The 12,794-nt window shown below is 69.9% G+C and carries 12 protein-coding genes and 3 pseudogenes; 8 read left to right on the top strand and 7 right to left on the bottom strand.

What is annotated here, in order from left to right; genetic code table 11:
• On the bottom strand, positions 1-582 hold the full coding sequence (locus tag OG247_RS40770; protein ID WP_327257004.1) for a hydrolase: 582 nt from the start codon (positions 580-582) through the stop codon (positions 1-3).
• Between the two features lie 339 nt (positions 583-921).
• On the opposite strand from OG247_RS40770, the gene OG247_RS40765 reads away from it, so the two are divergent.
• The gene (locus OG247_RS40765) at positions 922-1,533 is read left to right on the top strand and encodes a GOLPH3/VPS74 family protein (RefSeq protein ID WP_327257003.1); all 612 of its coding nucleotides are present in this window, start codon (positions 922-924) and stop codon (positions 1,531-1,533) included.
• Positions 1,534-1,581: 48 nt separating this feature from the next.
• Here the strand turns inward: OG247_RS40765 and OG247_RS40760 are convergent, their stop codons facing one another.
• Entirely contained in the window at positions 1,582-2,706 is a 1,125-nt protein-coding gene (locus tag OG247_RS40760; RefSeq protein ID WP_327257002.1) for a terpene synthase family protein, read from the bottom strand.
• Between the two features lie 390 nt (positions 2,707-3,096).
• Between OG247_RS40760 and OG247_RS40755 the strand changes: the two genes are divergently transcribed.
• On the top strand, positions 3,097-4,131 hold the full coding sequence (locus tag OG247_RS40755) for a hypothetical protein (RefSeq protein WP_327257001.1): 1,035 nt from the start codon (positions 3,097-3,099) through the stop codon (positions 4,129-4,131).
• A 49-nt stretch (positions 4,132-4,180) separates the two neighbouring features.
• Entirely contained in the window at positions 4,181-5,560 is a 1,380-nt protein-coding gene (locus tag OG247_RS40750; RefSeq protein WP_327257000.1) for an MFS transporter, read from the top strand.
• 79 nt (positions 5,561-5,639) lie between these two features.
• Here the strand turns inward: OG247_RS40750 and OG247_RS40745 are convergent, their stop codons facing one another.
• Positions 5,640-5,882, bottom strand: a complete 243-nt coding sequence (locus tag OG247_RS40745) for a hypothetical protein (protein ID WP_327256999.1) — start codon at positions 5,880-5,882, stop codon at positions 5,640-5,642.
• A gap of 256 nt (positions 5,883-6,138) precedes the next feature.
• Between OG247_RS40745 and OG247_RS40740 the strand changes: the two genes are divergently transcribed.
• Both OG247_RS40740 and OG247_RS40735 read left to right on the top strand, forming a co-directional pair.
• Positions 6,139-7,179, top strand: a complete 1,041-nt coding sequence (locus tag OG247_RS40740; RefSeq protein ID WP_243336773.1) for a vWA domain-containing protein — start codon at positions 6,139-6,141, stop codon at positions 7,177-7,179.
• A gap of 116 nt (positions 7,180-7,295) precedes the next feature.
• On the top strand, positions 7,296-8,273 hold the full coding sequence (locus OG247_RS40735) for an alpha/beta fold hydrolase (protein WP_327256998.1): 978 nt from the start codon (positions 7,296-7,298) through the stop codon (positions 8,271-8,273).
• A gap of 34 nt (positions 8,274-8,307) precedes the next feature.
• Here OG247_RS40735 and OG247_RS40730 read toward each other — a convergent pair whose 3' ends face one another.
• Positions 8,308-8,700, bottom strand: coding sequence for a YciI family protein (locus tag OG247_RS40730; protein ID WP_327256997.1), 393 nt, complete (start codon positions 8,698-8,700; stop codon positions 8,308-8,310).
• Between the two features lie 150 nt (positions 8,701-8,850).
• Positions 8,851-9,387, bottom strand: a complete 537-nt coding sequence (locus tag OG247_RS40725; protein WP_327256996.1) for a hypothetical protein — start codon at positions 9,385-9,387, stop codon at positions 8,851-8,853.
• 160 nt (positions 9,388-9,547) lie between these two features.
• Here OG247_RS40725 and OG247_RS40720 point away from each other — a divergent pair, with 160 nt between their 5' ends.
• On the top strand, positions 9,548-9,685 hold the full coding sequence (locus tag OG247_RS40720) for a hypothetical protein (RefSeq protein WP_327256995.1): 138 nt from the start codon (positions 9,548-9,550) through the stop codon (positions 9,683-9,685).
• Positions 9,686-10,144: 459 nt separating this feature from the next.
• Here the strand turns inward: OG247_RS40720 and OG247_RS40715 are convergent.
• Positions 10,145-10,612, bottom strand: a pseudogene (locus OG247_RS40715) (transposase family protein); the annotation flags it as partial.
• 106 nt (positions 10,613-10,718) lie between these two features.
• On the opposite strand from OG247_RS40715, the pseudogene OG247_RS40710 reads away from it, so the two are divergent.
• Positions 10,719-11,141 (top strand): annotated as a pseudogene (locus tag OG247_RS40710) (transposase); the annotation flags it as partial.
• Positions 11,142-11,468: 327 nt separating this feature from the next.
• Here OG247_RS40710 and OG247_RS40705 read toward each other — a convergent pair.
• Positions 11,469-12,182, bottom strand: coding sequence for an alpha/beta fold hydrolase (locus OG247_RS40705; RefSeq protein ID WP_327256994.1), 714 nt, complete (start codon positions 12,180-12,182; stop codon positions 11,469-11,471).
• A gap of 344 nt (positions 12,183-12,526) precedes the next feature.
• On the opposite strand from OG247_RS40705, the pseudogene OG247_RS44995 reads away from it, so the two are divergent.
• Positions 12,527-12,782 (top strand): annotated as a pseudogene (locus tag OG247_RS44995) (IS5/IS1182 family transposase); the annotation flags it as partial.
• Between the last annotated feature and the right edge of the window lie 12 nt (positions 12,783-12,794).

The following is a 12,794-nucleotide window of genomic DNA, read 5'->3' as shown; positions in this document are numbered from 1 at the left end:
TCAGTCGTCGAGGTTCTTGAGGGCGGTCAGGATCTCGTCGGTGGAGCGGACCCGACCGATCCTGGGGAAGATCTTCCCGAAGGTGTGGGCGTGCGCGTCCGCGTCCGTGTCGGTGGTGGCGTCCTCGGCGAAAACCAGGTCGTAGCTGTGCTCCCAGGCGGAGCGGGCGGTGGACTCGACGCCGATGCTGGTGGAGATGCCGGCGAGGACGATCCGCTTGATGCCGCGGCGGCGCAGCTGGAGGTCGAGCTCGGTGCCGGTGAAGGCGCCCCAGTGCCGCTTGGTGACGACGATGTCGTTCGCCCCGGTGGTCAGCTCGGCCGGGAGCACGGAGAACTCGGCCGGGGGCGCGGTGGTCGGACCGGGCCGGTCGGTGTGGGTGGTGGGCAGGTCGCCCCCGTCCGGGGACCAGGCGACCCTCACGAGGACCACGGGCAGGCCGGCCGCGCGGAAGGCGTCGGCGAGCCGGATGCCCTTGGCGAGGATCTGCTCGGCGGGGGTGACCACGGGCAGGGACAGGATCCCCTTCTGGAGGTCGATGAGGACCAGGGCGGTGTTCCTGTCGAGCGTGATCTCGGACATGCGGGTGCCTTCCTTCACTGGTCGTACGGGTACGGGTGCGAGTCCAGGTACGGGCTGTGGGTGCGTGCGTGCGTGCGGCGGATGGGCGTGCAGGCCCGAGCCGGCGGCACCCGTCGGTGGGGTGGGTGCAGTGGCTTCTGCTCTTCTCCCACAACGCGACGATAACGCGGGCTCCCGTTCCCGGAAGCAGGGCCGGCCGGACACCTGCTGCTCTTCCCGGCGGGATGCCCGGCGGTGAATGTGACGTCTTGCGAACGGCCTGAGCGGGGGCCCCCACAGGTGGCCGAGCTGATCGATAATTGACCGGCGCCCTGCCTGCACGGTTGAGAGGAGCCCTTGATGACCACACCGCGGGACTTGTTGATCATCGCCATGGACGTGGAGTCCGGTCGGACTGCCGAACAGGGCGAACTGTCGCTCGCGCTCGCGGGGGCCGAGGTGGTCGACCTCCTTGCCGCCCGGGCCATCGCGCTGGACGGTGATCACATCGTGCCGGGCGAGGAGGCGGAACTGGGCGATCCCCTGTTGGACGCGGCAGCGGCGTCGCTCGTTCGGGAGGCGCCCTACGAGTCCGTCGTCGACTGGCTGTGGCGCAGAGGGCTCGGCCTGTCCGCGAGCTACCAGGCCGTGCTCGAAGAGGAAGGGCAGCTCGTACGGCAACGCCGCCGCGGGTTCTCCCTCCGACCGGGTGAGCTGGTACCGGCCGATTCGCCCGCCCGCCGTCGGGCCCGGGAGCGGTGGAAGTCGGAAGATCCTGTCCTCGTTCTCCTGGCGCAGGCACTGGAAGGCGGAGACAACCTCGCCGGAGACGCTCCGGACGTGGCCGACGACAGCGTGGCGACGGTATTGGCCGCGGTCAACGACGCAGTGGTGGAACTGGCGTCCGTACGGCAGCGCCGGGCCATCGAGAATGCGGCCTTCGACAACATCTGGCGCGGCAGCGGCGGCTGACGACGGGGTCCGGCCCGCCTCGGGCCCGGATCCGGATCCGGATCCGGATCATGCAGAGGACGGCGGGGCGCCGTCGACGGCCCACCACCATGCGATCGATGCGATCGGCGGGGGTGCGAGGGATGTGCCGTCCGGTGGGCGCACGCCGGTTCCGGCTCCGCGGGACTGGTTGCGGGTGTCGTCCGGTTGCTCGGGGTGGTAGCGGGAGGTCGCCCCGCACCAGTCCCGCACCCCGTGGACGTACTGGGTGAGTGCGTCCAGGAAGTGGGCGATTCGCGGGTCCGCCGGGGCCATCGCGGTCTGCCGACCCAGGTGGAGGAATCGGCTCATCATCGAGTCCCGGAGCGCGGAGGCGGCTTGCAGGCCCTGGCCAGGTCTGGATCCGGGTCCGGACCCGGACCCGGACCCGGACCCGGGCCCCTGCGGGCCTTCCAGGAGTGCTATCAGGTTGCCGCTACGGCTGCCGCGTTCGCTCTCCTTCGCGAAGGAATGGATGTCGCTGTCCACGACGACGATCCCCGCCGCCATCTCGGTCAGCGCTCGGATCCTCCGGTCCTCCCACGACGGTGCGGGCAGGGCGGCACCGACCGCGTCGAGCAGCACGGGTACGGCCAGGGCGGCTCCGGAGTGCAGGCGGGTCAGCAGGTAGTCGCTCACGTCCTCCGGGCCTCGCGGCGCGGTCGTGTCGGCGCCGATGCGGGCCTCGGCGAGGAAGTAGCCGCGCATGGCGTCGACCCACCTCCTGACCTGTACGGGGGTGGCGATCGCGTCCACACGGAGTCGGATGTCGCGCAGGGCCAGGCCGAAGGGGTCTCCGTCGAGGGGAACCTCGGGGGCCTCGATCGTCCGCTGGAGCCGGGCGACCATCGTGAGCATCCCGGTGGGGGTGAGATGCGGAAGGTCCTCGTCGCAGAGGTCGTCGAAGGCGAACACCCACACGGCGAGGTCGCTGAGCAACTGGGCCGCGAACGGGTCGGCGTACGGTGCGATCCTCACCGCGATCCCGTTCAGCCCCGCGGTCAGCCGCGTGCTGCGAGCCGTCCCTCCGCCCAGGCCGAAGCGGCTCATGAACTCCGCTGAGCGCGCGTCGTAGTCGTCCGCTCCCTGGACCAGGTCGCTGCCCGGGCCGCGGCCGTCGACGTGGCCGGCTTCGTGCGTCCGTGTTCCTGTCATCAGTGATCACCTCGTGTTCGGGGAGACGGCAGGGCGATGCCGAAGCGGCAGATGAGCGGAGTACGGAACGCCGGCGGCGGGGAGGCGTATGCGGGCCGCCTTCACGGGGTCGCGGCATGCGCTCGGTCGACCCCTCTCATTGAACCCAGGACGTTCCCCGGGCCACAACGGGCTACCGGGAGCACTCGCGGGGCGCCAGGAGCGCGACACACGCCGCCGGAGCCCCCTGGCGACCGCACCGGAGCACCGCACCCGGGATTGCCGCGGGCGGCAGGGCAGCGGGGCCGGAACGTGCCTACGCTGGAAGGGATCGCGGGAAAGCAGCCACGCCGGGCCGCGAACGCCGCGAGCAGCGGGCACAGGCTCGGATCCTCCGCATGAGGTGAAGCCATGACGACGAAACACGGAGCCGCACTCCACCGAAGGCGTCGGACCCCCGTGGTCGCCGTTGTCTCCGCCGTCGCCGCCACGTTTCTGGTGTCCGGGTACACGGGTTCCGGCCAGGGAGTTTCCCCCTCGGCGGCCGCCCGGGTCGCCGTCGGCCCGCAGGACGGTTCCTGCCGGACCGCTCTGCCGGACAGCTTCTGGCACGCTCCCGTGGACACGCTTCCCGTGCACCCGAGCTCCGGCCGGTACGTCTCTTCGATCGGTGCCACGGAGCCCCTGCACCCCGACTTCGGGGCGGGGCTCATCGACGGTGAGCCCTTCGGCATTCCCATCACCGTCTCGGACACGACGGTGCCGGAATCGAAGGTCTCGCTGGACATCGCCGAGGAAAGCGACGCGTCCGGGTACCGCATCCCGCAGAACGCCGGAATCGAGAACGGTCCGGCGAGCTCCGGGGACCGCCACGTCGTCGTCTGGGACCGCGCCCTGTGCAAGTCCTACGAGCTCTGGAACGCGACGCAGCAGGGCGACAACGCCTGGCAGGCCGGCTCGGGCGCGGTCTTCGACCTGCGGAGCCACGAGCTGAGGCCCGCCGGCTGGACATCGGCGGATGCCGCCGGCCTCGCCATCCTGCCCGGGCTGGTGCGCTACGACGAGGCGGCGGGCGGGCTGGTCGACCACGCGATCCGGATGACCGTGCCCCGTACGGATCAGAGCTACATCTGGCCGGCACGGCATCAGGCGGGCTCCGCGGCGGACGCATCGCTGCCTCCCATGGGACTGCGGCTGCGGCTCAAGAGCTCGGTGGACACCTCGGCTCTGGGCCCTCAGGCCCTGGCCGTCGCCGAGGCGCTGAAGAAGTACGGGGCCATCGTCGCCGACAACGGGTCGGCCTGGTACCTCACCGGTGAGGAGAACCCTGGTTGGGACAATGAGCAGCTCAACGCGCTCAAGGGCTTCAAGGGTTCGGACTTCGAGGCCGTCGACGCCTCCGGGCTCCAGCAGTCGCCGGACTCCGGAGCCGTAGCGCCCCGCTGACCGCTGACCGCTGACCGCTGACCGCTGACCGCTGAGAGGAACGCCCCTCATGCGCGCAGAGACTTCCACCGCGGCGCGGAAGGGGGCCTTCCTCGCGGTCGCCGTCGCCCTGTTCTGCATCCAGCTCGACTTCTTCGCGCTCAACCTCGCCATCCCGGGGATCGCCGCGGAGCTCGGCGTCACGGTGTCCGCCGCACAGTGGACCTTGTCCGCGTACATGCTCGCCATCGGCTGCTTCTTCATCGTCGGCGGCCGCGTGGGGGACGTCTTCGGCAGGCGGGGCACGCTGCTGGCCGGAACCGCCCTGTTCACCGCCGGAACCGTGGGGTGCACGCTGGCACCCGGCCTCGGTCCCCTGGTCGCGGCCCGGATCGCCCAGGGCGTGGGCGCGGCCTTCGTCTTCCCGGTGGCCGTGTCCGTGATCACCAACACCTTTCCCGAGGAGTCCCGCGCCAAGGCCCTGGGCGCCGTGTTCGGCGTCGCCAACATCGGGACCGCGATCGGGCCCTTCGTGGGCGGAGGGTTCACCGAGGGGCCGGGCTGGCGCTGGATCTTCTGGCTGATGGCACCCCTGAGCCTGTTCTCGCTGCTCGCCGCTCTCGCGTACGTCCCCGACTCGCGTGACACGTCGGCGCCGCGCGAGCTCGATCTGCTCGGATGCGCCCTGATCGTCGGGGCGCTGGCCGCCCTCACCCTGACCGTGGAGCGCGCGGACGCCTGGGGGTGGACCAGTGCGCGCGTCATGCTCGGCTTCGCGGTGACGGTGGTGAGCGGTGGGCTGTTCCTGGTGCGGGAGCGGCTGGCCCGGCACCCGCTGATCGATCTGGGGCTGTTCCGCGACGTCCCGTACGTCCTGGTCACCGGGATGGGCACGCTCACGAACATGGGTTACGGGGTCACCGTCTTCCTCGCCACCCTCTACCTGCAGGGCGTACGGGGGCTGTCACCGCTCCTGGCCGGCACGGTCTTCCTGGCCCCGGCGCTGCTGGTGGCGCTCAGCGGGCCGCTGGGAGCGCGCCTGGGCCGGCATCTGCGGCCGACCACGGTGATGGCGCTGGCCGGAATCGGCGCGGGCACGGGGATGTACGCGCTGACCCAGGTCAGCGTCTGGTGGCTGTACGTACCGGTGTTCGCGTGGTGCGGCCTGGGCCTCGGGCTGGGCTGGACCTACGCGAGCGTGGCGACCCAGCAGCTCGTCCCTCCGGCCAGGGCCGGGGAGGCGTCGGGGGTACTGCTGACGTTCCTGGTCACCGCGGGTGCGATCGCGCTGGCCGCGACGGTCGCGGGGATCTCCGCGATGACGCCGCAGCGGTCGCCCGAGGAGGCCTACGACGCGATCCTGCGGCTGGGCGGTGTGGCCGTCCTCGCCACGGCCGTGCTCGTTCTGGCCGTACGGCGTGGACTCGCGGCGCGGGGCCGGGCCCGCTGAACACTGAGACACCGCGCGGGGGCGGCGGACGTCGCCGTCCGACCGCCCCCCGCGCGCCGGCCGAGGCCGGGCGTTCCTGCTAGGCGCCGAGGTGGGCACCCTTGACCCACTCCGCCTCGCCTTCCTTCGCGCAGGAGGAGGTGTAGGCGGGGCCGAAGGACGCCGGGACGGCGGCCGCGGACGAGCAGTTGGACGAGAAGGCCTTGTGACCGCCCGAGAAGTAGTCGATGTCGACACCGTCGTTGGCCAGGGCCGCGCCGGCGCCGCCCAGCAGGATGCCGGCGGCGAGGACGGAAGCGGTGACGGCAGAGCGAATACGCATTGGTTCCCCTAAGGACTCAAGGATCTGGGGACGCTCCCTTGGGTGGGTGCGTCAGCCGATTCAACGCCCGGCGGAGCCGACAGGAACGATCGTTCACTCGAACGCCGCAGGCGTAACGTTTCGACACCTCACAAGACCCTCGCGGAGCCGCGTTCGCGCATGGACGGGGACCCCGGGTCCGGCACCGGAGCCAAGATCGATTGTCAGTGGTGGGTGAGACGGTAGGAGCATCCAGTCGGAACGAGGGGGAGCTTCCATGTCCGGAAACCAGAACTACATCAACCACGTTGCTCTTGTGTTGGATGCCAGCTCGTCCATGTCGCACCTGAGCCGCAAGGTCGTCGAAGTCGCCGACCAGCAGATCGCGTACTTGGCCCGCCGGTCCGGTGAACTGGACCAGGAGACCCGTGTCACGGTCTACGTCTTCGCGGACAAGGTGGAGTGCGTCGTCTACGACAAGGACGTGCTGCGGATGCCGTCGCTGAAGCAGCTCTACCGGACCGGTGGAATGACGGCGCTGCTGGCGGCCTCGCTGAAGTCGCAGCGCGAGCTGGCTCAGACGGCCCAACTGTACGGCGACCACAGCTTCCTGACGTTCGTGCTGACCGACGGCCAGGAGAACGCGAGCCACCGCTCCCCGGACGCCCCTGCCCGGGATCCGCGTGAACTGGTGAAGGCCGTGGCCGAGATGATCGAGACGCAGGAGGACAACTGGACTCTGGCCGTCCTCGTGCCGGACCAGATGGGCAAGCGCGAGGCCATGCAGTGCGGCTTCCCGAAGGAGAACATCGCCATCTGGGACGCCACGAGCACACAGGGTCTGGAGGAGGCCGGGCAGGTCATCAAGGAGGCCACCGAGAAGTTCATGGTGGGCCGTGCCAAGGGCATCCGGGGATCGCGGGCGGTGTTCTCCACCGGTGGGGACGCGGTCAACAAGGACACCATCAAGGCGGCCGGTCTCGCTCCGGTGGATCCCTCCGCGTACCAGCTGCTGCCGGTGGCCCGTGACGCGGCGATCCGGGAGTGGGTCGTCGAGTCCGGGCACACGTACCGCACCGGTGGCGCGTTCTATCAGCTGAGCAAGCCGGAGAAGATCCAGGCGAAGAAGCAGATCGCGGTGCTGGAGAAGAAGACGGACCGGGTGTACACGGGGCCCGAGGCCCGGGCCCTGCTCGGCCTGCCGGCGGTGGAGGCGCGGGTCAAGCCCGACCACAACGACGATTTCACGATCTTCGTGCAGAGCACCAGCGTCAACCGGAAGCTCGTACCGAACACCCGGCTGCTGCTCATGGTGTGACAGGTGACCTCGTCCCCCGGCGCCCGGCCCGCATGCCGGGACGCCGGGGCCGGATGGCGGGGTGCAAGGGGGCGAGGGAGGCTTGGGATATGCGATGGCGTGTGCCTGGTGCGGCGGTGGCTGCGATTGCCTCCGTGCTGCTGGTGGCCGCCGCGCCGACGCCGAGCAGCGGTGACACCGAGCAGCGCGTGGACATCGGCGGCGGGCGGAGCCTGTACCTGCGCTGCGCGGGCTCGGGGAGTCCGACCGTGGTGCTGCTCGCCGGGCTGCACGAGGCCTCCGACCCGTGGTCCCTGACCGACACCAGCCCGCCCGTGCCCAAGGCCCCGGCGGTGCTTCCGGGTGTCGCCGCGTTCACCCGGGTGTGCACCTACGACCGGCCCGGGACCATCCGCTACACGGAGCCACCCGAGCTCACCGACCGCAGCACGCCCGTACGGGGCACCCGGGCCCTGCCCGCCATGGTCCAGGACCTGGACCGGGTGCTGACGGCCGCGCACGTGCCCGGTCCGTACCTGCTGGTGGGGCACTCCTTCGGCGGGATGCTGGCACTGCGCTACGCGCAGGAGCACCCGGAGCGGACGCGCGGGCTGGTCCTGGTCGACGCGCTGGGGCCGGCCCTGAAGCCGGCGATGGGGGCCGACTGGGCGGCGTACGTGGAGGCGCTGCGGCATCCCGGTACGCCGTTCGACGCCGATCCGGACTTCGAGCAGGTGGACATCGAGGGCGGGGTCACGGCCATCGACCGCGGCGGCCCGCTGCCCCCGGTTCCCGTCGCGGTACTCAGCAAGACCGAGCCCTTCGCCGTGCCACCCACGATGGCCAGGAATCTGGTGGCGAAGCTGGAGAAGGCCTGGCCCAAGGCACAGCAGGCTCTGGTGGGTCTGCGGCCGCAAACCCCGCACCTGATGGCGACCGGTAGCGATCACTACGTCCAGCTCCACGACCCGGACCTCACGATCGCGGCCGTCCGCCTCGTGGCGGACCGCGCCGCGACCCCGGCCCGGACCCCGGCGCCGGGGTCCGGGCCGACCGCCTCGTCCTCGTCTTCGTCTTCGTCTTCGTCTTCGTCCTCATCCTCGTTCTCGCCGTAGCGACGAGCGCCCCGGAACGACTCGCGCGGCCCTCTCAGCCCTGGGTCGGGTCCCCGGGGATCGGGTGCACCTCGACCGGGTCGTTGCCGGGCTTCCCTCCGGGTCCGGGGCAGGCCGACGCGCGTGCGGCGATCTCCAGGGCCCGGTCCTCGCTCTTGACGTCGACCAGCCAGTACCCGGCCAGGACGGTCCCTTCGTAGGCCGGCCCGTCGGTCACCTGCGGCCGCCCGTCGCTTCCGGCCCGTACCGTCTTGGCCAGCGAGGGACCACCGAGGCCCTGCCCGTCCACCCATTCGCCGGCGGCGGTGATGTCCTCGTTGAGGGCTCCCATGTGGGCGAACATGGCCTTCATGTCCTCCTCGGAGTAGGAGGACATGATGGCGTCCCACTCGGCGGCGGGCACGTTCATCTGGATCATGTACTTCATGTTCCTCACCCTTTCGGGGCGGCTGCGGGGGTTTCGGTCCTTCACAGAGGTAGACAGCCAGTCGCCGTAAAACTCATCGGCGCTCCCAGCACCACATCACGAAATCCCGGTGATCGCCCCCAGAGCGGCTCTCGCGGGGCAGGGGTTGCATCAGTCCTCGTCCGCGTCGGCCAGGGCATCGGTGATCAGGCGGGTGGCGAAGTCGGGGTCGCCGGTCATCCGGTTGATGTACTCCGCGAGCAGGAAGGCGGTGGCTTCCAGCGGGTTCATCTCCGCCTCGGTCCAGTCTCCGTACTGTTTGCGCCACAAGTTGGGGCTCAGCCCGGTACCCGCGGCGATGACGAGGCCCGCCATGGTCGGGATGGCCTCGGGCCGGACGCTCCTGGGCATCATGCGCATCGTGGCGACGAGGTTCGGCACGACGTACTCGATGACGTCCTTGCCGTGGTCCTCGTGTGCCCTGCGCAGCCACATCATGAACATGTAGATGAGGGTGCACGCCCCGTCCAGAAGGTCGTCGGCTTCCCTGGGACCGAGCGACGAGGCGTACTGATCGACCAGCGCCTGCTGCTCGGGATCCATCCTGGTCTTGCCGTCGTGAATGCCTTTGAGCCGGGAATCGATCATCAACAGTGCTGCGCCCACGTCACCCGCGGGAGCGTGCTCGGGGTCGTACTGCGATGCCACGGGATTCCTCCTCAGGTCGCCACGATGGGCGGCTCGGCCTTGGTCCGCACAGTAGACGGCTCGACTGAGGTGGGCGGCCCCCTTGACCATCCGTCACACCCGGGGGCAGCACCTCCTACCCGCCTCCGCCGGAGCGGGCGGGGGGTCGGACAATGTGCCCATGCCTGAAGGACTCGGCGCGATACTGCCCCGCGACGACCACAGGCCGGGCCAACGCACCCTGAGCCTCTCCTCCCTCCTCACCCTGAACCCGGTGCACACCGACTTCACCGGCTTGCGGGCCGCAGTACTGCGCTGACGGGTGAGAATGAGGCCGACATGGCTTTGTGGTGCGTGAGTTGAGGAGCGGGACATGCGGATACGGACTCGGGTACGAACGGCCTGCCTGATCGCCGGCTCCGCGCTTCTCCTGACGGCCTGCACGGAAGACGAGGGCGCCGTTTCGTCGGCCGGCCCGACCGTGACGAGTACGGCCGCGCCGTCGACCGCCATCGCGCTGGCCGAGCGGTATCAGCGAGCGGGCGGGGAGAAGACCGTGTACGCCATCCAGCAGGAGGCGGATCCCGAGGGGGCTCCCCTGCTGATCCTCCGGTCCACGCGGAGCGAGTCGGGGAACTCGCTCTTCGAGAAGCAGCGGGATTCCGTCGTCTCGTACCTCAGGGAATTCGAGCAGCTCTCCACGGCCAAGGGCTACCGCATGGACGTATTCGGCCCGGACGGATCCCTGCTCCACCGGTGGGACGCCGCCCCTAAAGGGTGTCATGGCGAGGTTGTGCAGGGTGGCGACGGCGTGGTGGAGGCCATCGTCTTTCTGGCGGCAGTCGCGGAGGATCTTCCAGTTCCTCATGCGGGCGACGGTGTGCTCGACGCGGGCGCGAACGCGTCGGTGTTCGGCGTTGCCCTCCTCCTGCCCGCGAAGGAGGGGGCGTCCAACTCGTCTGCGGTGCGGGACGATAAGCCCGGTACCAAAGGAGGCGCCGTCCGCGATGACTGTCGTCCCGGCGGCGTGGGCTGGCAGATCCGACTCGCGCCGGACGTGGGCGTCGGCCTTGTTGCCGGGAGCGGGGCGTGCGCTCGCGATGACCAGGCGGCTGTCCGCGTCGATGATGACCTCCACGTTCGCCGAGAACCGGTAGTTCCGGGACGAGGCGGCGACCGTGTGGTCCGGCTCCAGTGCCAGCAGCGGCCGGAGCCGCTTGATGACCCCGCAGACGGTGGCTGATGAACAGTGGGCGGTGTTGGAGCCGTTGTTGCCGATGGGGACGAAGGCGGGGCGGCCGCCTGTCTGGCCCGGCGGCAGTTGATCGACGGCATCCGGTTTCCGGGTCCGAACGGGCGTTCCGTGGCGGGACGTGCCCGTCGAGTACGGCCCGTGCGGCAGGATCTACGACTTGTTCCGCCGATGGCAGCGAAACGGCACCTGGCACCGGGTCTTCAGCCGGCTCCAGTCCCTGGCCGATGCGAAGGGCGCGATCGTGTGGGATCTGAGCGTCGATGCCACGATGTGCCGCGCCCATCGGCACGCGGCTGGAGCCCGGAAGCAGGGTGACCTTCAGAAGGAACCGCCGGGTGGTGTCTTCAACGAGCCCCGTGCACCTGACCGCCGAGCAGGGCCAGAAGCCCATGTCGATCGTGGTAACGGCCAGGCAGCGCGACAACTCGCCGCAGTTCGAACCCGTGCCGAGGAAGGTCCGCGTGCCCCGCATCGGGCCGGACCGCCCGCGCGTCCGCCCCGATCGGGTGCGTGCCGATAGCGCGGACGCCTCCCGCAAGAACCGCGCTTACCTGCGTCGCCGAGGGATCCGCTGCACCATCCCGGACAAGGTCGACCAGGCGCGCCACCGCAAACAGCGCGGCTCTCGCGGCGGCCGGCCGCCGAAGTTCGACCCGGTCGACTACCGTGAGCGGCACGCGGTCGAGTGTGGGAAAACCACCCCAAGAGGTTCCGCGCCGTCGCCACGCGATACGACAAGCCAGCGGTCCACTACGAGGCGACCGTCCTCATAGCGGCCATCGGCGAATGGCTGTGACCAGCACACATCAAGCGCGTCCAAAACCAGCCCGCAGGCATGGAGGTGCTCTCACTCCACGGCAGCATTGAGGAGAATCTGCGCCAGCTCGCGCGGCTGGGAGAACATCGGCCAATGGCCGGTGTCCATCTTCACCAGCCGCCAGCGCTTACTGTTCAGCAGCTCAGCCACATCTTCGTCGGGCTCTGCGTCGTCAGACTCGGCCCCTGGCATCACGCACAGGATGTATGTCGCCGGAAGTTCACCGAGCGGCCCCGACAGCACAGCGGGCTCGGTCAGCGTGGCACCCGGGTGAGACGTCGAGCCACGCACGAGGCGTGCGATCTGCTCATCGGTGAGACCCTCGCCGTCGTAATGAGCGGCTGGCGCGAGCGGCCAAAACCCTCCGCTCTCGGCGATCGATGCCTCCACTGCCGCCCCGCCGTCCGGCCAGGCGGAGACAAACGACTCGCCATCAGTTGGAACACTTGAGTCGACGAATACTACGCGGGCCAGTCGGTCACCGATCCGCTCCGCGGCCTGACCTACCGGGATGCCCGAGTAGCTGTGACCCACCAGGACTACGTCACGCAGACCCTGGCGCTCCACCTCGGCAACGATGTCCTGGACGTGAGTCGCTTGCCCCGCCGGTACACCCTGCTTGTCAGCAAGACCGGACAGCGTCAACGGATAGACGCCGTGGCCAGCCGCGCGCAGATACGGCACCACCTCGCCCCACGCCCACGCCCCGAGCCGTGCACCTGCAACCAGCACGAAATTCACCATGCCCGCACCGTAGCCGGGCAGCCTGACGATCCCCTAGAAACTACTTTCGATACACGCCCTAAGGCCGGCGGGGCCGACTCTCACCCGTTTGCCCGTACGGAAATCCGATCGCCCCACCGTGGTGCGACCGGAAACTCGCCCCATGACCACAGATTTCACCGTGCGCCCTGCCCGACCCGCCGATGCCGGGCGCCTGGCCGAACTCCGATGGACGTTCAAGCAAGAGGAGCACGAAGGACGACCACCGACCCCGGCGCGGCCCCTGGAAGAGGCGGAGCGCTGGATGCCTCGGTTTCCAGCCCCCGGTGGAACTGCTGGAACTTCCACTCGACGCCTGACGAGATTCGCTGGTCAGTATCGACTCCGCCACCGCCCGAGCCCACCACGACGCGGCCGGGGCAAGAGACCGAAAGTGATCCCCCGCTGGAAGAACGACGACGCTTCCGGCGTCGGCGGAAACTCCGGCTGAAGGCCGCCCTCCTCGGACGTTCCAGAGGCGGGCGGACCAGCAGGGTCCACCTCGCCGCCGACCGCAAGTGCCGCCCGCCGGCGTTCATCCTGACCACAGGCCAGGCAGCGGACAGCCCGCAGTTCATCCCCGATGATCACGAC

It is taken from the genome of Streptomyces sp. NBC_01244, assembly GCF_035987325.1.
GTDB lineage: Bacteria > Actinomycetota > Actinomycetes > Streptomycetales > Streptomycetaceae > Streptomyces.
The sequence above is the reverse complement of the archived record's forward strand: the minus strand, read 5'-3'. Positions and strand labels throughout refer to the sequence as shown.